The 21,867-nt window shown below is 26.0% G+C and carries 31 protein-coding genes and 1 pseudogene; 6 read left to right on the top strand and 26 right to left on the bottom strand.

The features are described 5' to 3' along the window. The 4 genes from ACY1IQ_RS17660 to ACY1IQ_RS17645 all read right to left on the bottom strand — a co-directional run. Nucleotides 1–384 (bottom strand): hypothetical protein (locus tag ACY1IQ_RS17660; protein ID WP_461615215.1); only part of this gene is annotated, 384 nt, incomplete at its 3' end. Nucleotides 385–397: 13 nt separating this feature from the next. Next, a complete protein-coding gene (locus ACY1IQ_RS17655) occupies nucleotides 398–1,075 on the bottom strand; it encodes a fluoroquinolone export ABC transporter permease subunit (protein ID WP_461615214.1) in 678 nt (225 codons plus the stop codon). Further along, nucleotides 1,072–1,923, bottom strand: coding sequence for an ABC transporter ATP-binding protein (locus tag ACY1IQ_RS17650; RefSeq protein ID WP_461615213.1), 852 nt, complete (start codon nucleotides 1,921–1,923; stop codon nucleotides 1,072–1,074). The genes ACY1IQ_RS17655 and ACY1IQ_RS17650 overlap by 4 nt, the downstream gene beginning before the upstream one ends. Nucleotides 1,924–2,042: 119 nt before the next feature. After that, nucleotides 2,043–2,615, bottom strand: a complete 573-nt coding sequence (locus ACY1IQ_RS17645; RefSeq protein WP_461615212.1) for a TetR/AcrR family transcriptional regulator — start codon at nucleotides 2,613–2,615, stop codon at nucleotides 2,043–2,045. A 192-nt stretch (nucleotides 2,616–2,807) separates the two neighbouring features. Between ACY1IQ_RS17645 and ACY1IQ_RS17640 the strand changes: the two genes are divergently transcribed. Continuing rightward, nucleotides 2,808–3,959 carry an AI-2E family transporter gene (locus tag ACY1IQ_RS17640; protein WP_461615211.1) on the top strand — a complete coding sequence of 384 codons (1,152 nt, stop codon included), beginning with the start codon at nucleotides 2,808–2,810 and terminating at the stop codon, nucleotides 3,957–3,959. Nucleotides 3,960–4,185: 226 nt separating this feature from the next. Here the strand turns inward: ACY1IQ_RS17640 and ACY1IQ_RS17635 are convergent, their stop codons facing one another. Continuing rightward, nucleotides 4,186–5,127 carry an IS982 family transposase gene (locus ACY1IQ_RS17635; protein WP_461615210.1) on the bottom strand — a complete coding sequence of 314 codons (942 nt, stop codon included), beginning with the start codon at nucleotides 5,125–5,127 and terminating at the stop codon, nucleotides 4,186–4,188. A 155-nt stretch (nucleotides 5,128–5,282) separates the two neighbouring features. Between ACY1IQ_RS17635 and ACY1IQ_RS17630 the strand changes: the two genes are divergently transcribed. Next, the gene (locus tag ACY1IQ_RS17630; RefSeq protein WP_461615209.1) at nucleotides 5,283–5,837 is read left to right on the top strand and encodes a hypothetical protein; all 555 of its coding nucleotides are present in this window, start codon (nucleotides 5,283–5,285) and stop codon (nucleotides 5,835–5,837) included. 130 nt (nucleotides 5,838–5,967) lie between these two features. Here the strand turns inward: ACY1IQ_RS17630 and ACY1IQ_RS17625 are convergent, their stop codons facing one another. The 11 genes and pseudogenes from ACY1IQ_RS17625 to ACY1IQ_RS17575 all read right to left on the bottom strand — a co-directional run bounded on the left by ACY1IQ_RS17625 (nucleotide 5,968) and on the right by ACY1IQ_RS17575 (nucleotide 12,768). After that, nucleotides 5,968–6,609: a lactate utilization protein gene (locus tag ACY1IQ_RS17625; RefSeq protein ID WP_461615208.1), complete on the bottom strand. Its 642-nt coding sequence runs from the start codon at nucleotides 6,607–6,609 to the stop codon at nucleotides 5,968–5,970. A 47-nt stretch (nucleotides 6,610–6,656) separates the two neighbouring features. Then, nucleotides 6,657–7,004: pseudogene (gene hepT / locus ACY1IQ_RS17620) on the bottom strand (type VII toxin-antitoxin system HepT family RNase toxin); the annotation flags it as partial. A 181-nt stretch (nucleotides 7,005–7,185) separates the two neighbouring features. Then, the gene (locus tag ACY1IQ_RS17615; RefSeq protein WP_461615207.1) at nucleotides 7,186–7,641 is read right to left on the bottom strand and encodes a GNAT family N-acetyltransferase; all 456 of its coding nucleotides are present in this window, start codon (nucleotides 7,639–7,641) and stop codon (nucleotides 7,186–7,188) included. Between the two features lie 175 nt (nucleotides 7,642–7,816). Then, nucleotides 7,817–8,386: a GNAT family N-acetyltransferase gene (locus ACY1IQ_RS17610; protein WP_461615206.1), complete on the bottom strand. Its 570-nt coding sequence runs from the start codon at nucleotides 8,384–8,386 to the stop codon at nucleotides 7,817–7,819. Nucleotides 8,387–8,422: 36 nt separating this feature from the next. Further along, nucleotides 8,423–9,040 carry a bis(5'-nucleosyl)-tetraphosphatase (symmetrical) YqeK gene (yqeK, locus tag ACY1IQ_RS17605; protein WP_461615205.1) on the bottom strand — a complete coding sequence of 206 codons (618 nt, stop codon included), beginning with the start codon at nucleotides 9,038–9,040 and terminating at the stop codon, nucleotides 8,423–8,425. Between the two features lie 104 nt (nucleotides 9,041–9,144). Continuing rightward, nucleotides 9,145–9,678, bottom strand: a complete 534-nt coding sequence (locus ACY1IQ_RS17600) for a GNAT family N-acetyltransferase (RefSeq protein WP_461615204.1) — start codon at nucleotides 9,676–9,678, stop codon at nucleotides 9,145–9,147. Nucleotides 9,679–9,763: 85 nt separating this feature from the next. After that, nucleotides 9,764–10,552 carry an aminoglycoside adenylyltransferase domain-containing protein gene (locus ACY1IQ_RS17595; RefSeq protein ID WP_461615203.1) on the bottom strand — a complete coding sequence of 263 codons (789 nt, stop codon included), beginning with the start codon at nucleotides 10,550–10,552 and terminating at the stop codon, nucleotides 9,764–9,766. Between the two features lie 391 nt (nucleotides 10,553–10,943). Continuing rightward, nucleotides 10,944–11,069 carry a hypothetical protein gene (locus ACY1IQ_RS17590; RefSeq protein ID WP_461615202.1) on the bottom strand — a complete coding sequence of 42 codons (126 nt, stop codon included), beginning with the start codon at nucleotides 11,067–11,069 and terminating at the stop codon, nucleotides 10,944–10,946. A 21-nt stretch (nucleotides 11,070–11,090) separates the two neighbouring features. Next, entirely contained in the window at nucleotides 11,091–11,492 is a 402-nt protein-coding gene (locus ACY1IQ_RS17585) for a GNAT family N-acetyltransferase (protein ID WP_461615201.1), read from the bottom strand. 193 nt (nucleotides 11,493–11,685) lie between these two features. Next, nucleotides 11,686–12,432 carry a class I SAM-dependent methyltransferase gene (locus ACY1IQ_RS17580; protein ID WP_461615200.1) on the bottom strand — a complete coding sequence of 249 codons (747 nt, stop codon included), beginning with the start codon at nucleotides 12,430–12,432 and terminating at the stop codon, nucleotides 11,686–11,688. 69 nt (nucleotides 12,433–12,501) lie between these two features. Beyond that, nucleotides 12,502–12,768: a CD3324 family protein gene (locus ACY1IQ_RS17575; protein ID WP_191741796.1), complete on the bottom strand. Its 267-nt coding sequence runs from the start codon at nucleotides 12,766–12,768 to the stop codon at nucleotides 12,502–12,504. A 257-nt stretch (nucleotides 12,769–13,025) separates the two neighbouring features. On the opposite strand from ACY1IQ_RS17575, the gene ACY1IQ_RS17570 reads away from it, so the two are divergent. After that, on the top strand, nucleotides 13,026–13,169 hold the full coding sequence (locus tag ACY1IQ_RS17570) for a hypothetical protein (protein WP_461615199.1): 144 nt from the start codon (nucleotides 13,026–13,028) through the stop codon (nucleotides 13,167–13,169). Here ACY1IQ_RS17570 and ACY1IQ_RS17565 read toward each other — a convergent pair. The 5 genes from ACY1IQ_RS17565 to ACY1IQ_RS17545 all read right to left on the bottom strand — a co-directional run bounded on the left by ACY1IQ_RS17565 (nucleotide 13,142) and on the right by ACY1IQ_RS17545 (nucleotide 15,699). After that, nucleotides 13,142–13,609: a hypothetical protein gene (locus ACY1IQ_RS17565; protein ID WP_461615198.1), complete on the bottom strand. Its 468-nt coding sequence runs from the start codon at nucleotides 13,607–13,609 to the stop codon at nucleotides 13,142–13,144. The genes ACY1IQ_RS17570 and ACY1IQ_RS17565 overlap by 28 nt on opposite strands. Before the next feature lie 3 nt (nucleotides 13,610–13,612). Beyond that, entirely contained in the window at nucleotides 13,613–13,822 is a 210-nt protein-coding gene (locus tag ACY1IQ_RS17560; protein ID WP_461615197.1) for a hypothetical protein, read from the bottom strand. A gap of 93 nt (nucleotides 13,823–13,915) precedes the next feature. After that, a complete protein-coding gene (locus ACY1IQ_RS17555; protein ID WP_461615196.1) occupies nucleotides 13,916–14,230 on the bottom strand; it encodes a hypothetical protein in 315 nt (104 codons plus the stop codon). A 237-nt stretch (nucleotides 14,231–14,467) separates the two neighbouring features. Beyond that, on the bottom strand, nucleotides 14,468–15,268 hold the full coding sequence (locus ACY1IQ_RS17550) for a GNAT family N-acetyltransferase (protein WP_461615195.1): 801 nt from the start codon (nucleotides 15,266–15,268) through the stop codon (nucleotides 14,468–14,470). Between the two features lie 50 nt (nucleotides 15,269–15,318). Next, the gene (locus ACY1IQ_RS17545) at nucleotides 15,319–15,699 is read right to left on the bottom strand and encodes a hypothetical protein (RefSeq protein WP_461615194.1); all 381 of its coding nucleotides are present in this window, start codon (nucleotides 15,697–15,699) and stop codon (nucleotides 15,319–15,321) included. 428 nt (nucleotides 15,700–16,127) lie between these two features. On the opposite strand from ACY1IQ_RS17545, the gene ACY1IQ_RS17540 reads away from it, so the two are divergent. Then, a complete protein-coding gene (locus ACY1IQ_RS17540) occupies nucleotides 16,128–16,379 on the top strand; it encodes a hypothetical protein (protein WP_461615193.1) in 252 nt (83 codons plus the stop codon). Between the two features lie 201 nt (nucleotides 16,380–16,580). On the opposite strand, the gene ACY1IQ_RS17535 is transcribed toward ACY1IQ_RS17540, so the two are convergent. The 4 genes from ACY1IQ_RS17535 to ACY1IQ_RS17520 all read right to left on the bottom strand — a co-directional run bounded on the left by ACY1IQ_RS17535 (nucleotide 16,581) and on the right by ACY1IQ_RS17520 (nucleotide 18,941). Beyond that, on the bottom strand, nucleotides 16,581–17,114 hold the full coding sequence (locus ACY1IQ_RS17535; RefSeq protein ID WP_461615192.1) for a GNAT family N-acetyltransferase: 534 nt from the start codon (nucleotides 17,112–17,114) through the stop codon (nucleotides 16,581–16,583). A 150-nt stretch (nucleotides 17,115–17,264) separates the two neighbouring features. Next, on the bottom strand, nucleotides 17,265–17,519 hold the full coding sequence (locus tag ACY1IQ_RS17530; RefSeq protein ID WP_461615191.1) for a TfoX/Sxy family protein: 255 nt from the start codon (nucleotides 17,517–17,519) through the stop codon (nucleotides 17,265–17,267). A gap of 28 nt (nucleotides 17,520–17,547) precedes the next feature. Beyond that, complete coding sequence (locus tag ACY1IQ_RS17525; RefSeq protein WP_461615190.1) at nucleotides 17,548–18,045, bottom strand: hypothetical protein; 498 nt, start codon at nucleotides 18,043–18,045, stop codon at nucleotides 17,548–17,550. A gap of 293 nt (nucleotides 18,046–18,338) precedes the next feature. After that, entirely contained in the window at nucleotides 18,339–18,941 is a 603-nt protein-coding gene (locus tag ACY1IQ_RS17520) for a GNAT family N-acetyltransferase (protein ID WP_461615189.1), read from the bottom strand. 450 nt (nucleotides 18,942–19,391) lie between these two features. Here ACY1IQ_RS17520 and ACY1IQ_RS17515 point away from each other — a divergent pair, with 450 nt between their 5' ends. Continuing rightward, complete coding sequence (locus ACY1IQ_RS17515) at nucleotides 19,392–19,964, top strand: TetR/AcrR family transcriptional regulator (RefSeq protein WP_461615188.1); 573 nt, start codon at nucleotides 19,392–19,394, stop codon at nucleotides 19,962–19,964. A gap of 113 nt (nucleotides 19,965–20,077) precedes the next feature. Continuing rightward, on the top strand, nucleotides 20,078–21,001 hold the full coding sequence (locus ACY1IQ_RS17510) for a lysophospholipase (protein WP_461615187.1): 924 nt from the start codon (nucleotides 20,078–20,080) through the stop codon (nucleotides 20,999–21,001). A gap of 175 nt (nucleotides 21,002–21,176) precedes the next feature. Here the strand turns inward: ACY1IQ_RS17510 and ACY1IQ_RS17505 are convergent, their stop codons facing one another. Beyond that, on the bottom strand, nucleotides 21,177–21,689 hold the full coding sequence (locus tag ACY1IQ_RS17505) for a GNAT family N-acetyltransferase (protein ID WP_461615186.1): 513 nt from the start codon (nucleotides 21,687–21,689) through the stop codon (nucleotides 21,177–21,179). Between the last annotated feature and the right edge of the window lie 178 nt (nucleotides 21,690–21,867).

Below are 21,867 nucleotides of genomic sequence, written 5' to 3'. Positions count from 1 at the left end.
TCTAACTTTTACTAAATTTGTAGTTATGAATAATATTAAGTTCATTATAAAACTAATAGCAAAAGGCATTGACAATCTATATATTAAGTAATTCACTTTTTTAAGGGGTGTTACAGAAAAATATATTATTAAATTTTGATCTTTTTCATCTAATAATATTAATCCTATAAGTACTCCTATAAGAAAAGGTGTCATTATTAATGCCATCCATAGTATAAGAGCATAGTAATTGCTTAAAGACATTCTAAACTCACTCTCTATAAATTTAATTCCTATTGTACAAAATATAATTAGTAATAATGGACAAGTAAAAGAAATTAAATACATAGGATCTTTATACATATTTTTTAAATCTTCCTTTATTAAAATTAATAATTTTTTCATGCCTTCACCAGCCTTAAATAAACTTATTTCTTAAAACTACTTTTGCTAAATCGTATAAAACTATCGCCCAGATTATAGATATTAGAAAATATATAATATTAATTTTGCTTCTATAAATAGCTACTTCAATTAAGGATATAGCTACATAAGTAGGAAATATATTGAACGGTCCAAAGCTTGTAATTTTAAAATAATTTAAAAGTGGATTTGCTATTACTATGCCTACAAGTGTTGCTATTAAAAAATAGTGATTTAAAGTCTTTGAATACATTCCTGTTATTAAGCCTATTAATGTAAAAATTATAGAGTTTACTGCAACTACACTTATTAATAAAATTATATTAAATTCTAATCCTTTAACTGTAAAAGTAATAATTAAACTTACTATGACAGAAACAAGGCTTAAGGATATACATTTTGATATTATATACTCTTTTAGTGTTAGTGGAGTTATAGATAAAGCTAAAGGTATGCCTTGATTCCTCTCTAATAGCACTATAGCTCCTACAAAGAAAAAACCTAAAAAAGTAGGATCCGAAAAAATTAAAAATATTAATGCCCTATTAATAAAATTATTAGGTACTAATTGGAGAGCTAATATATACATAGTAGAAATAAATCCATACACAAAATAAATACCATTTTTATATTGAGATATAATATCATACTTTATGCTGTGTAAAATTCTCATACTAGTACCCTCCCTGTAACCTCTCTAAAGATTTCTTCTAAAGATGCTTCTAATGTATAAATCTTTTCCACTTCTTTATCATTAATAATATGAAAAAATTCCTTGTTTTCTCCTAGACACTTTAAGTTAAAATCCTTTTGCAAAATATCACTTTCTTTATATTCAACTCTAATTTTTTTATCTCCATATTTAAGTTTTAAAGCTCTTGGACTATCTATAAGTTTAATTTCGCCATCTACTACAAAAGCAACTCTATCGCATATTTTTTCTGCAATGCTCATATTATGAGTAGTTAGAATTATAGTTTTTCCTTCATGTTTTTTCTTTAGAATAATATCCTTAATCACCTTAGAATTATTTGGATCAAGGCCTGAAGTAGGTTCATCTAAAAATAATAATTCAGGATCATTTAAAAGTGCTCTACAAAAATTTAGTCTCATCTTCATGCCCTTTGATAATTGTTCAACCCTTTTATGTCTATGATTTTCTAATCCTAATATTTTTAGTAATTCTAAAATATTAGTGCAGCTATTCTTATAAAGTTTATTAAAAAATTCTAGGTTCTCTATAGCAGTTAATTTTATATATAAATTAGGAAGTTCAAATCCTACACCAATTTTTTCATAATATTCTCCATTACAATTTTTTATTTCTTGCCCCATTACCTTAACAGTTCCTCTATAGTTTTTCATAAGTCCTAGAAGAATTTTTTGTACTGTACTTTTACCTGCTCCTGAGGGACCTAAAAATCCAAAAATCTCACCTTGTTTAATATTAAAATTCATATTTTTGATACTGTCTTCTTTGCTATTTTTATATCGAAAACTTAAATTTTTAGCTTCTATCATAAACATCCCTCCACAATAAAAATCAATTGTTCGTTTTTATTTTTTAATAAAACATACTGCAAATCTCACAGTATGTTTTATTTGACTAATTCAAGTTTTTATTTTATATAACTTATGTATTATAATTCAATTCCCTTTATAAATATAAATAAATAGTTAAATAATGCTTCTTTTGATAATTTTTCGCAAGGATTGCACTTAATCATGGTCAAAATTCCTTGTAAAAAAGCCGATGCTATCATTTTTGATAATAAAACATTATGTTGATTTTTTTCTAAATGACTTAAAAAATGTCCCTCTAACATTGAAAGAAATTTAAAATTAAAGCCATCAAATTCACTGCCTTTATTTCCTTCCATTAGAATTACAAAGTTTTTATTAAAAATTTCTGCAAAGCCTAGTGGAAAAAAAGTATTTAATTCTGAAAAAATCATTTCCTTAGAAAAATTATTAACTTCTACATTACTTCTATGATGATGGTTTATTAAATAATCAACCTTTTCTGTAATGGGCTTCACTACAATTGAAAAAACCTCATTTTTGCTTTCAAAATAATTATAAAAATTTCCTATGGTAGTTCCTGCTTTTTTAGCAATAGTTCTAATTGCTGTTTTTTCAAAGCCTTTCTCATAAAACTCATCTTTAGCAGCCTCAATTATAGAATTTCTGACTTCATCCTTTAGTACTTGCATAAAAAATCACCCGTTCTTTATTATATCTCTATAATATGCCTGCTTTTATAAAATGTCAACTTAATTTAACAAAAATAATCATTCTTTTACATCTTTTCCATTAGATTAGCATTAAAACTAAATTAGTTCACAACTAATAATTATTATTCTATGATATAATTGTTTTATATTTTGCATGGAGGGGAGATGTAAATGGAGAATTTAAAATTGCAGATAAAGAAAAATCTCCATATATTAGTTATAATTTTATTAGCTTATATAGGAATTAAACTTATTGATAACTACTCAATAGTAGCAGATGCTTATAGGTTTGTTATGGGGATATTATCACCTTTTATATTAGGTGCAGTTATAGCTTATGCATTAAATCCATTGATGGTTTATATTGAGAAAAGATTGAAGGTTTCTAGGGGAATAAGCGTACTCCTAACTTGTATAATAGTAATTTTAGTATTCACTCTTTCTATAGTATATTTAGTACCTGGAATTACTGAAAACATTAAGAATCTTATTAATTCTATACCATATATGGTTTCATCTGCTAATGGATGGATTGGAGATAATGTTAATAGTGAATTTGTTTTAGAGTTAACTAAAAAATTTGATCTAGCCAAAACCTTAGGAGCATGGTCTACTACCTTATTTAATGCCTTGCTTTCATCATTGGTTTCAGTAACTGCTTCTATTATTAAATGGGGATTTGCTCTTATTATTGCTGTATATTATTTAATTTACAAAGAAATTTTTGTAAAATCTCTTAAAAAAGGAATATTCATTATATTCAAAAATAAGTATGGTGTAAAAATATTAGAATTACTACACTGTACAGATGATATGTTAGGGACATATTTAGGGGTTAGGGCTCTAGAATCTTTAATAGTTGCTATAGCTTGTTTTATAGGATTAATATTTATAAAATCTCAATATATCATACTTATTTCCGTATTCTTTGGAATAACCAACATGATTCCAATCTTCGGACCATTTTTAGGTATAGTATTTGGGACAATCTTAAATATATTCCATTCACCAGTAACAGCTTTAGTTGTATTTATATGGTTATTTATTTTACAACAAATAGATGGCAACTGGCTTGGACCTAAGATGTCTGGTGATAGCGTAGGTATTAATCCTGTTACTTGTATACTTTCTCTAAGTATAGGTGGCGCAGTTTACGGAATGGTAGGTATGCTTATTGCTGTTCCTATAGCTGGAGTTATGAAAATATATTACGAAAGATTCATGAAAAGATATGATGATAGACACCCAGAAGTTGCTCGCATGGTGGATAATACTAAAATAGATATAAGTCACTTAAAGCCTGAAAAGAAAAAAACATCTTAAAAATATCTTTTTAAGATAGAATTTACAATTTATAAATAGGCCGTCTCTCAATTTTTCTGAGAAATGGTCTATTTATTTTAAATATATTTATTAATTCTATTTAACATATAAATTATAATTAATTTAACCTGTTGTGCTAAAAGATAATTTTTCATTAATAGGATTATTATTCCATAGTACATTGGCATAGTAATCCTAAGAATTTAAAATGTTCTTTTAAAAAGTTTTATCCAAATATTAAATCCTTGATTTTTGCAATATTAGAATTAATATTTAAGATTTTATTTATGAAAAAACAAAGATTATGGGCTAAAATTTTATTTGTTATTCTAGAAATTAGTCCCCACATAGATTTTGCTAAAACTCTTTGGATATTTAATTGTCCAGAAAGCTGAGAAAAAGAAGTTTCAACTCTCCGACGAGCTTTAAAAATCATTCTTCTGAACTGTTTTGAAACTTTAACTTTAGAATTAGTACGTTTTATAGTTAATAGGTTTATGTGATTTTCAGATTTCAAATGTAAAGCTAGGCTTTCTCCAATATAGCCTTTATCTCCAATAACTGTTGTAAATGGAGCGGTAGCTGTTAAGTCCCATATTGCGACTCTATCGTCTGTATCAGCTGAAGTTAAGATGAAATCTGATATATATCCATCTAGAGCTATGATAGCATGTAATTTAAACCCATAGTAAGTTTGTTTCTTGGAAGCACATTTACCGTAGGCAGCCTCCGGCTTAAAAGATCTGTGAAAGTGTGCCCTACCAAAAGCGCATACTGGTATAGGCATACTATCTATGATTCTAACCTGATCATGTTGATAGTTAAGGAAACTTGTTAGTTCCTTACGAATAACTTCAACTACTTTAAAAAGAGATTTTCTAGTTCTATGAAATCTTGTTCTAGTACAAAATTTAGGAAATAAATCTCTTAGATTTTTTCGAGAAAATCCAAACCATGCTTTTTCAGAATCAATAGTTAAAAGTTCACCCACTAAGGATAGAGTTATAATTTCACTATCTGACATTATTGCTTTATCAATGTTGCGGCGATACTTTATGTATGCTGGAGTTACTTTTTGGTAAATATCATCAATTATAACATAAATGACAGTAATAAAATCTTTTAAGTTGTTTATTGTTATGGTAGAATTTTTATTAAGCTCTAGCATATTGCTTTCCTCCTATCATTGATTGTTGGTTCTTTTGATGATAGATTAGCAAAAATGCTAGAGTTTTTCTATTTGTAAATATTGCTAATGATTAACTAGCACAACGAGTTAATTTATATAATTTAAAACTTGTTAAATTTCAGGAGGAGTGTATTATGCTTAAAAATAAAATAATAGTAGGACTAATTATAGGTCTTTCTGTTACTTTTTCTTTAACTGGCTGTAGTTCTAAAGATAACAAATCTCAAGAGAATACCAAAATTGAAAATAAGGAAAATGAAAACTTAAATATAGAGGATAATAAAAAAGATGAGTTAACTAAAAATAAAATATCTAATAAATCAAATGAGAATTCTACATCTAATAGATATGAAGTTGCTGGCATAATGGATGTTAATGAGTTTGAAGAAGCATTTAAAACCGTTCAAAAGCTAGTAAAAGATAATGATAAATCTTCTATAGCAGAATATATTATATATCCTATAAATGCAAATATTAATGGTAATAAAATAGCTATAAATTCAAAAGAAGATTTCATAAATAATTATGATAAGATTTTCAATGAAAAAGTAAGAAAAACACTTATTGATCAAAAGGTAGAAGATACCTTCGTTAGTAACAGAGGTGTCATGGTAGGATCAGGAGAATTATACTTTATACCTTCTAATGAAACTGGTCATAAATATGGAATATATGCTATTAATAATTAGATATTAGTAGATATGTAAAGGAAGATATATTATCATAGAATATATTTAAGTCGTGACTTTGTCACGACTTTTCAATTGATCATTGTAATGCATAACTACTCATATTTTACTAACCATGATATATAATTTATTAATACCCAAGTTGCTTTCCGACAAAGATAACTTTTATTCTTCCTTTAATAAATTGCCCTCTTATAATTACAAAGTCATTGCAAATTCTATTTGGACTTTTACAATCAATACAATATCCTAAAGTAGTACATGGAGTATTTTTATTTAGTCTTTTAGCATCAATAGGGGCTGAATAATTCCGAACTCTTTTTTCTGCCTCATCTATGTCTTTAACTATCTTATTTATTCCAGCTACTAATATAACCTGTTTAGGTCCATATAGCATTGGTGCAACTCTGCTTCCATTACCATCTATATTATAAAGTTCGCCACTTTCAGTGATAGCATTTGTACTACAAAGAAAAGTATCTGCAGAAAAGTTTTTCTCATAAATTTTTCTTTTTTCTTCCTTTGTAATATCATCTTTATATTTATCTAAAAAGATGTATTTTTCATTACGCAGAAAATCTATAACCCCAGTTTCGAAAAGCGTCATAGAATCGCCAACTCCAACTATAGAATCATGAGGAATTAAATTTTTTAATAATTCTATTAATTCAACTTCATCATTAACGAAGTAACCTTCCATATTCCGTTTACTTAAACCTTCTATGGTTCTTTCTACTCTTTTTTCAATATACCATGAAAGATTTTTATCCATTTTAAATACATCCTTTCAAATAAAGTGATTTAATTACATTAGTTCTTTTAAATATAGTCTTTTATTATATTTACAAATGTTATTATATCATCTAGATTATTTAAAATTATATCATAAACAATTTCTCTATCTAGTTTTAGATAATCACATACTAGTATATTTCTAAAAGATGCCATGTTACATAAATCTTCTTTAAGTTTTCTATCTATAATATCATTTTCATATAATATGTTAAATATCTCCCTATTACTTTCAGGTTTTCTAAACCTTAAATCTGATATTAAATGATTAGCAATATCCATAACACATTCAATTGCTAAGTGCAAAAATCTCTCAGATGAACCATATATTAAAGGATTTTTTATATACTCTTCTCTATTATATTTTTTAACATCTTCTAAATATCTTAACTATTCCTTTAACTTATCAATTCTAAATGTCATTATTTCTCTTCTAACCATTTTCTTCTCCAAAATATGTTCCATCTTTTAATCTTTTTATATTTTTTTCACATATGGCTAAGATATTTAAAGTTAAAGTATTCTCTAATTATATCATACCTCTTATTTCCTTATTCTATAAGCTATTATTTTTATTATAAACCATTTCTACATGTGGAATATTAACATCTAAATAAACTTCTGATACTTCCTTAAATCCAAACTTTCCATATGCTTTTCTTAAATATTCCTGTGCAGAAATTTTTATGCTTTTCTCATTTAATTCATTTTCTATAAAATTTATAGCTTTTTCCATAAGTTCTGCAAAAGTACCTTTCCCCCTATGTTCTTTAACAGTTAAAACTCTACCAATAGCAACCTCATCATATACCAATCCTTTAGGAATTATTCTAAGATAAGCAATTACATTATTATTCTCTTCTTTAAAAAGATGATACGATTTTAAATCTAATCCATCTAATTCTTCATATATACAATTTTGTTCCACTACAAATACATTAATTCTTTCCCTTACAATGTTATGTAACTCCAGTGTAGTTAACTCTTCAAATTTTTTTAGTTTCCAAGTCATAATACTTCTCCCTTCATTTGTTTTATATAGTATAGTTAATAAACTATATCATATTATTTTAGATTTTCCATCAATATTTTAGATTATTATATAATATTTTTATAAAATAATAATGAAATTTTTATGACAAAATTGATGCAATTCTTTTCTATCATAAAAATTTCATTATATATTATTAAAACACTATATTCTCTTTTACTTTAAGCCACTCGTCTTTTAATATATCCATATATACTATATCTGAAAACTCACCATTTCTAGAATCGAAAAACCCACTTCTAATTATTCCTATTTCTTTAAATCCTAATTTTTTATAAAGTCTTTGTGCTCTTTTATTATCTATCATTGTAGTTAATTCTATCTTATTTAAATTTAAAAATCTAAACATGAAATCTATAAAATAATACAATGCATCTATTCCATAGCCTTTCCCCTGTTCGGTAACTTCACAAATTTTTATTCCAAATTCAGATTTTTGATTTCTACTGTCAAAGTCACAATAATTCATTTCTCCAATTGGCATCATATCTTCCTTTCTTAATATAAGGAATCTTTTTCTTTCTGGATAAAATTCATTGTTTTCTATTTCTTTTAATATACTCTGTCTAATTCTCTCTTTACTTTGAAGAGTACCAAATGCAAGAGCAGCATGTTCCATAATATTTTCATCATTCCACCATTTATGTAGATATTCTTCATCTCCAATTTCCAGTGGTCTTATGATAACTTTTTTCCCTTTAATCACTTTATATCCCCCTAAGATTCATTTCATGTAAAAATACTATATCAGCCGTTTTTCTAAATCTAAATAAGCCTCTACTAACCATGGATGCATAACTTTAAGGTTTTCTTTATTATCCATTTGATATTTAATAAATTTAAATGTAGATAATTCTAATGATGTATTAAGAGCTTTTTCCACTTCATCAATATAAGGTGGCACCCCTTTTTGATCCCATTCTATTTTATCTGCTATAAATAAAACCATATCTAGTGGAGAAGCATTAGATTTTAATGTAGTATGGCAACTAATAGCTTCTAAAATTTCCTCATTACTAATATTAAATATTTCTATAGCCATAACTCTAGATATTTTTTGATGAAGAATCATTGGAAACTTTTCTTCCTCTAATAAAATTTCTATATTAAGTTTCTTACAAAGTTCTAGTTTTTCTTCATTTGGATAAACTCCGCTTATATCATGTAAAAGTCCTGCAATCTCAGCTAAATTTTCATTAGTCCCAAATTGTTTAGCTAAAAATCTAGCTTTTTCTGCAACCCTTAATGAATGATTTGCTATTATAACTTTATTATATTTCATAAGAAGATTGTAGGAATCTTTCTTAATATCCCCTGTCAAAGTCATATCTTTTGTTATTTCTTTAAATATATCCTTCATTCTAGTTACCCCATTTCTAAATAGTTTAAGGGACGGTTCATTAAAATTTATAAAACTATTAAATAGCTTATCTAGAAATTTATATTAAAAGTAATGAATCGTCCCTATATCCTTTTCTCCATAACAACAAACTTAAAATCTTCGTATTCTACATATTCATCACATTGTGTAAAATTAAGTTTTTTAAATAGTTTTAATGCAGGTATATTGTTTTCACTGGTTTCTATATAAATTTTTCTTATACTCATGTTATTAAATATATACTCACTGGCTGCTTTTACTGCTTTATATGCAATACCTTTATTCCAATATCTTTTATCACCTATTTCTATGCCCATTTCTCCTTCTTGTCTTAATATATCTATACTAAAAAAATTTACAAAGCCTATAGGTAAATCTTCATGATTTGTAATCATGAAATATTTATATTTTCTATCGCTTATATTCTTATTTATTATTTCATTATCAAATCTTCTACAACATTCTATACATTCCTTAATTAATTCTTTAGTGTTTTGCGGTATCGGTCTTGGATCATGCTTATTTACTTCTTTATCTATTCTCCATGAAAAAAGGCTTATAATATCTTCACCACAAATATCCCTTATTTTAATTTCATTATCTTTATAATAAATCATTTATAATCCTCCTGTACTTACTTAGGGACGGTTCATTAAAAATTGTAAAAATCAATAAATAGCTTGTCTAAATATACTCTATATTTTAGTTATAGTTAAAATTCATGAACCGTCCCTTATAAGTTTTATTTATTTCTTCTATCATGTATGCTGCAAAATTTTTCAGCTCTTCTTCATTCCATTTTTCTTCATTAATATGGCCACTATATATGTTTAATGCCATTTTCATTAAATCTTCATGCACTTTATAATTTGTTTTTCCCCATATTCCACCTTCATATTTAGAGGATACTACTCTTTCTTTTAAATAATAAAGAACTCTACATAAATTTAATATTATATATACTGGATTTTCTACTATTTCATCTATTGCATTTTCAACATCATTTAAAATAGAATTTATATAATATTTTTCAGGAACTTCGCCAAAAACTTCTTTTATTTCTTTTCCATATAAGCAACGTCCTCTTTTATTTATTATAGTTATATGTGCCGCTAAGTCAGCATCTTCCCCATTTTCACAGAGAAATCCTTTATCTTTAATATATTTATCTTTATATTCATTAGAATAATGAAGTTCAAAAGGAGTAGGATATACAAAATCCTTACTATACTTTTCTAAAATAACACTTACTTCAAAGCCTTTTTTAGGTGCAAAATTAGATAAATCTAATAAGATATCTACAATTCGCCTTTTAACATTAAAACTTAATTTATCTTTTACAACTATAAGAAAGTCAATGTCACTAGACTCACTATTAAAACATCCCATGACCAATGAGCCATGAAGATATATTCCTACGAGATTTTCTCCCAATAAATTTTTATATTTTTCTATAATTTCTGTTAGTAAAATGTTTATATTCATCTTCATATATTATCTTTAGCAAGTGATATTATATAGGATGAAATTTATTCTAAAAAACTCCAAAGGCATTGACAGTGGAGTTTTAACCATAATTCTTAATTTTTAATTCAAAGCAAAAAATCTGCTATGAAAATTAAAATAATGTATAAATTAAGTTTCAATTAAGAAATCCTATATAATATATCCTTCACCAAATTAATCTCCTTCCTATTTATTTGTATTGAAAAAATAACTAGTTCTATTTTAATTTGTTTTGCATCATGCTGTATTAACAAATTCCCTGAGAACTCATATATACAAAATTATTAGTTATTCTATGAATTTTTATAATAGAATATTTTCTCTCTCTTAATTTGCAATAAAATAAAAGTATATAGTAAAACAACTAATATTGAGATTACTCAATATTAGTTAACCATTCATCTGCTAAAACTGCATATTCATATGTATCATTCCAAATAGGCTTTCTTTCTCTATCATACTTGAAAAATACATTCTTTTGCAAATACCCTTCTCTTCTCATATTTAATCTCTCTAATAACTTCTATGAAGCTATATTCTCAGGATTACACATAGCAATTATTCTATGTGCTTTTAACTTATTAAATCCATAATCTAAAATTTTCTTGCAGCTTTCTGTGGCATAGCCTTTTCCATAATATATAGAGTTAAAAACATATCCAATTTCCCATGTAGCAAATTCTTTAGGTTCTTGTTGCTTAAAATATATATTTTCTATTAATTTATTATTTTCTTTTAAACAAACTGCCCAAAAAGCATCTTCCTTTGAACGATATATTGCTTCTTCTTTACATTGTTCTCCAGTATAAATATCATATGGCTCATATTTTACCACTGTTTCTTGAGAAAGATATTCGTATAAATCTTTCCAATCATTGGGGGAAAATTTTCTCAATATCAGCCTTTCCGTTTCTAAAATTCCCATTCCTGTACCCCCTATTCCCCAAACTTAAACTCTTATAAAAATTATTATTAACTTTTTAATATTTCCCTACTTAACTTGAACTTAATAAATACTATATGTCTTCTTGTTATAAAAACTAGCAATAAAATTGCTAGTTTTTAAAAATTTCATATCCTAATTATATGAAATTAAATTATTAAATTTTAAATAAAATTTACATTCTGCATTCAAATATTACATTTTCATCATCTGGTTCTAATCCTATATCACAATTTCTTATTACTTTTATATTTTTAAATCCAACATTTCTTAAAATCTCTTCAAATTCACTGATTTCATATAACTTCATAGAAAAATCCATTTCTTCACTTTCAATTATTTTGTCACCATCTAAAAGTTCATATCTTAATGGAGAAGAAAGAATTTTATTTACTTTATCATAATGAGATTTTGAATATTGTACTATAACTTTACCATCAGCTCTAGCCATTCTATTTGTTTCTTCCCATTTATCACATTCTTCTGCTTTACATTCCGTTGTTAATACGTCTAGTAGTAAAGTGCCATTATCATTTAAGTTATCTTTTAATCTATTAAGACTTGATACAACAATTTCTTCATCAAGCAATAATGAAAATGAACCTGCAGGTATCATAATTAAATCATATTTAGTTTCTGTCTGAAAATTATGAATTCCAGCATTAAAAATATTCCCAATTAAATTCTTAGCTTTCATTCTTTCCCTGCAAGAATTTAGCATATCATCTGAAATATCAAATCCTTCAATATTAAATCCCTCTTCTAAAAAAGGTATAATAAATCTACCTGACCCACACATAGGTTCTAAGATTCTCATCTTCTTATCTGTTACATAACTCATATAAAAATCTAATTCTTCTTTGTTTGCTGTAGGTTTATCTAAGTCATAAATTTGTGTGCATAAGTTTCCGTAATAACTCAATATTATTTCCCCCTATTTATCTAACCATTTAATAATAGCTTATTGCAGTAAAATCCTTAAGATTAAATCTTACTTACAAGCTTTAAAAACAATTTTTCTTACACTATCTTCTGATAGGCAATAAAGTGTTGATAATTTATTTATAGACAATCCAGAATTAAAAAGAGAAACTATTTTGCTATTTCTTTCATTTAATTCTTTTCTATATCCACTTTTTTCACCCCAAGAAATCTTCTTACTTTTTTTGGGTATATAAATGATTTCACCTTCCACATACTTTTGTATCTCTTCTAATAATTCTTTAGGTAAAACATTTTTTCCATTTATATAACTCAATACTATATCCTCCCTATTTAAGTCCATTAATAAATAGACTCTAAAAACAAGGAAAACCTCATGTAAATATTCTAGATTTCACAGGTTTATTCCCTGTTTATAGAATTCTAACCTCTATTTCTAGATATTTGCTGACTGTCATTTGAACCTCTCCTTTCAAAATATATATGTAAATTCTAACATATTAATGTAATCTATTCTACTAAAGTGAAGCTTATTAAAAGCTCATTATTTGAATAACCTATTTTATTTTACTGATGCTCATAAATAAATATATAAAAACTACTACTAGAAGCATAAAAGATGTTACTGCTAGTCCATATGCCACAGAAAACTTTGTAGCTATATATCCTATAGCTGGTCCTCCTATAATTTATCCCAAAGAATTAATCTGCCCATAAGTGGAAATAATAGTTGCTTGATAGCTCTCAGGAGAATTGCGAACTATTATGGCGTTATATAATGAAGCATTTAATTTTGTAAATATTATAGAAATCCAATAAAAAGTTATTCTGCAAATAAAGTTTATACTAAAAGCAAAAGCACAAATGCTTAAGGATGTGACTAAATTAAAAACAAATAATAATATTATCTTTTTATCAGTATTTTTCTTTTCTAGCTTTTTGTCCACATAATCTAATAAAAATATACTAATTAGTGCTGCTACAATGTTTACTATTCCAACATAACTTATTTCATTAAGATTTATATTTTTAGGTATTCCAATATCTTTCACCAAATGTATAGTCCAAAGTCTGTCAAAGCCTTCACTGTGAAGTCCATAAAATATAGCTACAATTAAAAGCATACTTAATACCTTATTACTTGTAATATGCTTCAATCCTTATTTAAAAGTAGCAAACATTTTTTCATAGGTACTTAATTCATCTCTTTTTATTTTTTCAAAAGGTCTTTCACCCATAAAAATATATAAATAAATGGCTAAAATTAAAAGCCCTGATCCGCCAACAATAATAGGTATATTTAAACTAAAATTACCTAAATATACACCTATTACAACCCCTAAAACAGATGATACCTGCTCTAATTTCATTGCTTTCAAGAACACATTTTCAATATTTTGTCCCTTTAGTTCATTACTTATCTATGCTATATCTGAACCACTAATAAAAGTAAATCCCACTCCTCATAAAAACTGTGATAACATCACTGTCCATATCATCTCAATACTTCCCATAACTATAAAGGCTATTCCTATTAATGCTACTCCTATAATGATTGAGAGTTTTCTACTATATAAATCTGATAATATGCCAGTGGGTATCTCAAAAATAAAATAGGTACTTTCAAGTACAGTTCCTACTATTATGAGCTGTAGTGGATTTAAGCCCACATTATTAATCTGATATAAGCTACTGCTAGTAAATACTACAGTAAGAAATAATGAAACTAGAAATATATAAATAAAATATATTTTTCGTGAATTAATTTTATTTTTCATATGTACCCTCTATTCTATATATTTATTATCATAGAACTAAAATTTTTTCTCAATATAAAGAACAATTATATTCAATAATTCCTTATATTAAATCTTTGTAGCATATAACATATAATATCTAGGGATACAATGAGAAAATTAAAATATACTCTGAAAAATAGATTTTCTATAAAAGTAGTTTAAATCTTTTAGAAATTATGGGCTAAATTCATTAAGTTTTATTCTTTTAAATAAAATTTATTTATCCTTTATTTTTTTGTACATACTCCATGTGCCTACTTCTTTAAAACCAATCTCTTTATAGATTTTTCCTGCTCTCGGATTCTCATAGTAAAGACATAGAGTTTTTTCTTCTTTCAACAGTTCTTTACACAATATATTCAAACAAGCAGAAGCATAACCATATCCTCTATATTTTTCCTCTGTCATTACATTTACTATCATTGCAGAGAAACTATTTTCAATAGAGGTTTGTGCATAAGACACTATATTATTATCTATTTCCACATAGTATCCTCGTGCAGTTTTAGTTTCAAAATCTTTTAACAACATCTCTTTAAAATTTTTACTTCCACCTTTAAATTCTTTAATTTTATCTCTTAACTCAACTATCCTATCCACATCGTCTACTATAACCTTTTTAACTACTATATTGTTATTTACTTTAAAATTAGGATTAATGCTGCGTAAAATACTATAGTAGTTTTTTTGTGGAACTTCTAAAGGTAGCCCAGTTTCTTCAAATTTTGAAACAACTTCTTCTTTCCCTACTAACATGTAAAAATTGCCAAAGCTTTCTATAATTTTTGTCATTGCTTTTACATCAAATTCATCCTTAGCATATACCATAATAAATCCAAAGCACTTAAGAAGAATACTATTCAATTTATTATTATTAAACTCTCCATAAACTTCCTGGAATCCTCCATCATATCCAAACTCTTCAATATCGCTTATTAAATAATGATTAAATTCCGCCTCTTCTTTTAGGAATTCCATAACTATTAAATTATCGCTTTCATTTAATTTTCTAACCATAGCCATGCCCCCTTTAATTAATATTTACATAGTCTATTTAAGTCTATATATTAATTTATCTTTGCTTTTTTGACCTTAGTAAATATTTTATTACAGTAACATAAAAAAATAATTAATGTACATGAAAACCCAATTATATCTGACATAGTATCATAAACGTGATACTTATAAGTTAATGCTTGTAATAATGTAATGACCCAAAATGTTATTGGCAAAATCAGCAAAGTTAAATTTAATAAGTATAATTTAGTTTTCTTAATATAAAATAACTGAATAATGGTATATATTAATATTCCTATTATAAAGCTTATAAGTTCCTTTAAGGAAATAGAAACTGGAATATCACTGGATAATATCATCTTATATGCAAAAATTAAGAATGTCCAAATAGATAAAATAAGGCTTATGAATAAATCCGCTGCTTTCTTCATATCAAATCCCCTTAATCATATATATACTATTCTTTCACTTAAAGCTATATTAACAAAATTTTACTATTTAAATTCAATAAATCTTTTATAATCCCTTTTTATTATAAAAATTAATATCTCATATAAATTTTCGTAGTAAAAACTTAATTTATATAATATCTTAATTTATATGACAAATTTTTTATCTGTGAATTAAATCCTCTAACCTTAAAAACTTGAATTTTTCAGAATATTTAGTTATATTGTATTTAAAGTAGCTTCATGAAATATATAATCAAAGCTCTTTAAAATGTTAATAGTAAGAATAAAGAATAAAATATCTGTACATAATTTAATATAAAAATATTTATTTATCGGCATTTCAATGTAATATTTATATCTCTAGATAGATAACATGTAACTATTAAGTTGAATAAAGGAGGACTAACATGGAATCTTTAGATAAATTATTTGACGGTGATTGGGAAAGTGATAAGTATACTAATGATGATTTAAAAGAATGTGAGCAATGCGGTAAGTTCTGCTCATCAGAAGATTTATGCAAAGTTGATGGTTTCTTTGGAAAATTCATAGTTGTTTGCCCACAATGTGCATTAGATATGGATTCAAGTATATATATGTGTTTTAATGACAGTGACGATATTACTTACGATGAAACTGATTTTGATTCATATGATTAATATATTTTTGTAAACTCATAAAAGAACCTTTGTTTATACAAGGGTTCTTTCTTAATATATTTTCTATATAAAAATCTTTTACTTTTATAGGAAATATATTATAAAAAATATATACTTTAGTAAATTTATTCTACTAGGTTTATAAATAAAGATTACTACTAATAATGATAATATTAAAATTTCTTATCCAATTTTAAAGTTTTATACTCCATAATACTCTTCTCTCAAAATTCCCATAACAACTTCATCATGATATTTGCCCTGTCTGAATATCTCTTTTCTAAGTAATCCTTCTTTTTTGAATCCACATTTTTCATAGCTTTTTACTGCTCTCTCGTTAAAGGAATATACATTTAATTTTATCTTATTTATATTCATTTCCTCAAATATAAAATTTATAAGAATTTTCATTGCATCTGTTCCATAACCTTTACCTAAGTAATCTTTATCTCCTATAAATATTCCAACTGTAGCTACGCTATTCTTCCAATCAATATTATTTATACCGCAACCACCAATATATTTTTTATCATTTAGAGTTTCTATAGCAAAGTTATATAAATCTTTATTTGCTGACAAGCCTTCAAACCATCTTACCTCATCCTCATAAGTATATGGATATGGTATGTTAGGAGCTAACAAACCTCTAATCTCTCTATCATTCATATACTCCTGTGCCTTTTTTATATCTTCTTTTCTATACTCTCTTAATTTAACTTTTTCACCAATATACATTAGTTTTCCCCCTTTATTTAATTTCTTAGATATACTTTAATTAAGCCCCTCCATAGTTTATGAATGGTTCCAAAAGCCCAATATGATATACTAGACCAACATACTGATCTATTATTTTTTAAATATATCTAATTTTATTTAATCAATTATCTATTTAAGTGATTGAAAAAACAACTTTAAGTCTTGCTTTGTATCTTGTGGTAGATTATGCCATCTTACGCCCTGTACAGTTCCTTCTAATGCACAGAGCATATTATAGCAAGATGTATCATCAATATTTTTTATTTTAATAAATGCTTCTTTACTTCCTATAGCTTTTAATTCATCAGCATCTTTAACTCCTGCATCAATTAGTTTTTGTTCTAAAATTTTACCTATATTGGGCATTTTAGATAGCCTATCCAAGATACTCCCCCTAATTTACATATTTATTTTAAAATATCTCTATATTTCTAAATATCAATATCCCTATAATTATTGCAGCAATAATGCCTAATAATACAGAAAATATTACATATTGAGTATTGTTTTTACTCTTTTTAAATATATAGGAACTAAGGAAATATATTAAGAATGCAAAACTAGATGTAATTAAAATATTTTTAAAATTAAGTTTCGTTGTAAATTCTGGGCTAATTGCGGAACAAAGTCTTGAATTCATAAATGTGGCTACTGATAGTAAATATAGACATACAATATTAGTTTTTCTGTTTCTTTCTTTAAACTTTTCATCTTTTAAATTAAAATTATCATAAAACTTAGGACTTACAAACTTAATATACTTATCATAAAATTCTTTCTTAAGAGAAAATAATATACCCATAGCAAGAAATACACCTGACATAATTAAAAAAGTGATACTTGGACCTAAAATACTATAAAAAAGAGTATATAATAATAAAAGAACTATCATAAATAATACTATTCTCATTTTAATTCTCCCCCTTCAGCTCTATAATATCAACTTAGGCATCTTTGTATCTTTAAATAAATTCACTTTAGATTTACATTCATTTTTCTATAATTCTATTTCTTTACTAAAATTACCTTTATTTTAAAATCTAAAGATATTGCTTAAAGTTTTAAGTATTATATCACATTTTTCTTTTCTTAACATCCTAAATATCCTTTTTTTATAGAAAGCTTATAATTAGCATTTTCTATAAAAATAAAGACTATTATATTATAATAGTCTTTATTAAAATTATATAAAATTCAATATTTTTAAATTTGTTTCATATATTCTTTTCTTAACATAGAATATACACTTATATTGCCATATTCACCTATTTGATGATTGTAATAGTGTTCTCTTAATACACCATCTTCACAAAATCCTATTTTTTTTACTAAGGCTATAGATGGAAAATTATCTCTATCTATCATAGCAATAATCTTATTCATATATAATTCCTTAAAGGCAAATTTAAGAAGCCTTTCTATACATTCACTAGCGATTTTTTCTCTCCAGTGATGTCTAACAACTGTATATCCTATTTCCGTATTATTTGAATATAAATCAATATTATAAAGCCCTATATCACCAAGAAATTCATTAGTTATTTTATCAACTATAACCCACCTAATACCTTCTTTATTTTTATACATCACTTCTACTTTCTCTAAATACATATTTGCTTGCTTTTTAGCATCTATAATCTCTGTGCCAGAATACTTCATTACTTCTTTATCAGAAAAAAGCTCTTCTATATCTTTCAAGAAAATTTCATTATATCTGCAAAGTATAAATCTCTTTGTCTCCAAGGTAGGAAATTCTTCAAAACATTTATCTCTTAATCTAATATGATATTCTGGTTCACTATTCATTTACATCACTCCCTTATTCAATGGAGAATTGAGAATTGTAGAGACTTCTCCTTTAAGAACAAACTTTTAAATAAAGTTAAAATAGTTGTATTGGTTAGCATACTAACTAATTGTTTTTAATATAATTTAGTTAAACTCTTAATAATCTTGATTAATATGTACAAAAGTATTCTTTATTATATATTACCAAATATTCAGAATAATTTCATGGTACTTTATACTATTATAAAGCTTATATAATACTATTACAGTTGATTATTATAAGTATAATGCTTATAACTCTTTAATTTAAGTTTTATTTTATCCTTTTTACTTTTATCTTAGCAGCTCTTGAACCTATTATTTCTTGCATATTTATATCTAGGTTCATTATCATAAATTATTGACAATTATCTAAGTTAGCAGTAAAATCATTTTACAATCAGCCAGTCGACCGATAGGAGGTCTTTTATGGAAAGAGATACTAAAGAAATTATTATAGAAAAAGCTACAAAAATTATTGAATTAAAAGGTGTTAAAAATACTAGTCTTTCAGATATATCAAAAGAATGTGAAATTAGTAAAGGCACTCTTTACTACTATTATCCCACTAAAGATGAATTGATATATGATATAACAGACAGGCATCTTAAAGCCTTAACTGATCAGCTTGTACACTGGATAGAAAATATTGAAGGTGAAAGTAGCCCTGAAGAAATTTTATCTACAGTGTATAAGTCTATTTTGTCTCAAGAATTTAGAGGGAAGCTCCATATATACCTTATAAGCGAGGCATTAATGGGAAATAAAAAACTTGAAGAATACTTTAAGGAAAACTACAACTATAGCAAAGAAGCTATAATTAAGGGGCTAAAGAAAACATATACAAAAGATGATACCAGCTTTTCTGCAATGGCTTCATTAATTTCTGCTACAATAGATGGTTTCTTAATTCAAAATCTCCTTAAAATTAATAAAATACCTATAGAAACCATAACAAAATTTATTACAGCAAATTATAATAATGTACATGGAGAAAAATAGCTGATTAAATAGGCAATATATTTTTTCATGAAACAGGAAGGTTGATTTCATAATAGTTGAGTTATTAAAGCTTTCTAGTTATTATTTTTATAAACTTAAAGGGGATGATTACATTGGCACTAAACAATTTGTATTTTAAAGATAAACTAGAAAAAGATATTTATGTATATAAGTGGACTCCAGAAGCGTCAGAAATAAAAGGAGTAGTACAAATATCTCATGGAATGGCTGAGCATGCAGGAAGATATAATGATTTTGCAAGATTTCTAAATGAAAACGGATATATTGTTTATGCTGATGACCATAGAGGTCATGGTAAAACAAGCCCTAATGAACTTGGATACATGGGTGAAGGTGACGTATTTCATCTTATGGTAGACAATCTTAAAGAATTAACAGATATAATAAAAAAAGAAAATCCTGAATTGCCTGTATTCCTATTAGGCCATAGCATGGGTTCCTTTATTTCTTTAAGATATAGTGAACTTTATGGTAGTGAGTTAAAAGCATTAATTTTATCTGGAAGTAACGGAAAACAAAATCTCAAATTTTCCTTTGGGGCATTGGTAGCTAAAATGGAAATGAAGAAAAAAGGCCCTAAAGCCCCTGCTACTCTTATGGACAAATTAAGCTTTGGAAATTTTAATAGTAAATTTAAACCTAATCGAACAAATTCTGATTGGCTTACAAGAGATACTAAGGAAGTAGATAAATATCTTGAAGATGCTATGTGTGGCACTATACATTCAACATCATATTTTTATCATTTGTTAAGAGGACTTAAAGACAATTACAAGAATGAAAACTTAAGTAAAATACCTCCAAATTTACCTATACTATTATTAGCAGGTAAAAAAGATCCTGTAGGGTTAATGGGGCAAGGTGTTAAAAGACTTCAAAATAGTCTAAAAGATGTAGGTATTAAGAAAGTAGAAATGAAACTTTATGATGATGCACGACATGAAATACTAAATGAAATTAACAAAGAAGAAGTCTATGATGATATACTAGCATTTTTAGATAAAAATCTGAGATAGCTATACAATTGAAAATTGACTATTGACAGTGGACAATTATTGATAATTCTCCTTTATTAGAGAAGTTTTTAATTGATTTTTCTGTAAAGAGTTTAATTATTCTATAAAGATATTAATATAGTTATGATAATTGGGGTTATAAAAAATAACCCCTTTAATTTACGTCCTATTGATTTTAATTATTAAAACTTTCTGCCAACTCAGACAATGCTTCATTATGCACTCTATAAACAGTCCATTCATCCATAGGAACTGCTCCTAACTGTTTATAAAACTTAATTGATGGCTCATTCCAATCAAGACACCACCAGTCAAGTCTACCACAATTTCTATCTACAGCAAGTTTAGCTAAAAATGAAAGTAGTATTTTTCCGAATCCTTTTCCTCTCATTTCTGGCTTCACATACAAATCTTCTAAATAGATACCTGGTCGTCCCAAAAATGTTGAAAAATTGTGAAAAAATAATGCAAAACCTACTGGTTTACCTTCATATTCTCCAATTACAACTTCTGCTACCTTACGTTCAAATAATGATTCTTTTAAAATTTCTTCTGTAGCAACAACTTCATGTAATAATTTCTCATAATCTGCTAATTCCTTAATAAACTCTAGAACTAAAGGAACATCTTTCTCTTCTGCAAATCTTAAATTAAAATCTTTTACTTTAGTATTAATTAAAGTGCTCATACTTTACCTCCTAATAATTAAGTATAATTTCTATAAATATATTAAATTATAGATTTTACATAAATGATTATAGCATGAATTTGAAATAAAAAGAATATTCAGGATTATTGTCTTATGCTGTCATATATTAATGAAATAATAATTAATACTAAATTTAAAAAATATTTGCTCTATCATA

It is taken from the genome of Clostridium sp. Marseille-QA1073, assembly GCF_054863625.1.
The sequence above is the reverse complement of the archived record's forward strand: the minus strand, read 5'-3'. Positions and strand labels throughout refer to the sequence as shown.

What these genes read in the sequence shown, in the direction of transcription:
- ACY1IQ_RS17540 (WP_461615193.1), top strand. Translation starts at nt 16,128, where the DNA reads ATGGAATCTTTAGATAAATTATTTGACGGTGATTGGGAAAGTGATAAG.
- ACY1IQ_RS17585 (WP_461615201.1), bottom strand. Translation starts at nt 11,492, where the DNA reads ATGGGAATTTTAGAAACGGAAAGGCTGATATTGAGAAAATTTTCCCCC.
- ACY1IQ_RS17535 (WP_461615192.1), bottom strand. Translation starts at nt 17,114, where the DNA reads ATGTATATTGGTGAAAAAGTTAAATTAAGAGAGTATAGAAAAGAAGAT.
- ACY1IQ_RS17525 (WP_461615190.1), bottom strand. Translation starts at nt 18,045, where the DNA reads ATGAGAATAGTATTATTTATGATAGTTCTTTTATTATTATATACTCTT.
- ACY1IQ_RS17640 (WP_461615211.1), top strand. Translation starts at nt 2,808, where the DNA reads ATGGAGAATTTAAAATTGCAGATAAAGAAAAATCTCCATATATTAGTT.
- ACY1IQ_RS17515 (WP_461615188.1), top strand. Translation starts at nt 19,392, where the DNA reads ATGGAAAGAGATACTAAAGAAATTATTATAGAAAAAGCTACAAAAATT.
- ACY1IQ_RS17560 (WP_461615197.1), bottom strand. Translation starts at nt 13,822, where the DNA reads ATGAAATTAGAGCAGGTATCATCTGTTTTAGGGGTTGTAATAGGTGTA.
- ACY1IQ_RS17545 (WP_461615194.1), bottom strand. Translation starts at nt 15,699, where the DNA reads ATGAAGAAAGCAGCGGATTTATTCATAAGCCTTATTTTATCTATTTGG.
- ACY1IQ_RS17630 (WP_461615209.1), top strand. Translation starts at nt 5,283, where the DNA reads ATGCTTAAAAATAAAATAATAGTAGGACTAATTATAGGTCTTTCTGTT.
- ACY1IQ_RS17570 (WP_461615199.1), top strand. Translation starts at nt 13,026, where the DNA reads ATGCTCATAAATAAATATATAAAAACTACTACTAGAAGCATAAAAGAT.
- ACY1IQ_RS17600 (WP_461615204.1), bottom strand. Translation starts at nt 9,678, where the DNA reads ATGATTTATTATAAAGATAATGAAATTAAAATAAGGGATATTTGTGGT.
- ACY1IQ_RS17595 (WP_461615203.1), bottom strand. Translation starts at nt 10,552, where the DNA reads ATGAAGATGAATATAAACATTTTACTAACAGAAATTATAGAAAAATAT.
- ACY1IQ_RS17645 (WP_461615212.1), bottom strand. Translation starts at nt 2,615, where the DNA reads ATGCAAGTACTAAAGGATGAAGTCAGAAATTCTATAATTGAGGCTGCT.
- ACY1IQ_RS17555 (WP_461615196.1), bottom strand. Translation starts at nt 14,230, where the DNA reads ATGAAAAATAAAATTAATTCACGAAAAATATATTTTATTTATATATTT.
- ACY1IQ_RS17505 (WP_461615186.1), bottom strand. Translation starts at nt 21,689, where the DNA reads ATGAGCACTTTAATTAATACTAAAGTAAAAGATTTTAATTTAAGATTT.
- ACY1IQ_RS17625 (WP_461615208.1), bottom strand. Translation starts at nt 6,609, where the DNA reads ATGGATAAAAATCTTTCATGGTATATTGAAAAAAGAGTAGAAAGAACC.
- ACY1IQ_RS17615 (WP_461615207.1), bottom strand. Translation starts at nt 7,641, where the DNA reads ATGACTTGGAAACTAAAAAAATTTGAAGAGTTAACTACACTGGAGTTA.
- ACY1IQ_RS17635 (WP_461615210.1), bottom strand. Translation starts at nt 5,127, where the DNA reads ATGCTAGAGCTTAATAAAAATTCTACCATAACAATAAACAACTTAAAA.
- ACY1IQ_RS17520 (WP_461615189.1), bottom strand. Translation starts at nt 18,941, where the DNA reads ATGAATAGTGAACCAGAATATCATATTAGATTAAGAGATAAATGTTTT.
- ACY1IQ_RS17590 (WP_461615202.1), bottom strand. Translation starts at nt 11,069, where the DNA reads ATGAGAAGAGAAGGGTATTTGCAAAAGAATGTATTTTTCAAGTATGAT.
- ACY1IQ_RS17550 (WP_461615195.1), bottom strand. Translation starts at nt 15,268, where the DNA reads ATGGTTAGAAAATTAAATGAAAGCGATAATTTAATAGTTATGGAATTC.
- ACY1IQ_RS17650 (WP_461615213.1), bottom strand. Translation starts at nt 1,923, where the DNA reads ATGATAGAAGCTAAAAATTTAAGTTTTCGATATAAAAATAGCAAAGAA.
- yqeK (WP_461615205.1), bottom strand. Translation starts at nt 9,040, where the DNA reads ATGAAGGATATATTTAAAGAAATAACAAAAGATATGACTTTGACAGGG.
- ACY1IQ_RS17655 (WP_461615214.1), bottom strand. Translation starts at nt 1,075, where the DNA reads ATGAGAATTTTACACAGCATAAAGTATGATATTATATCTCAATATAAA.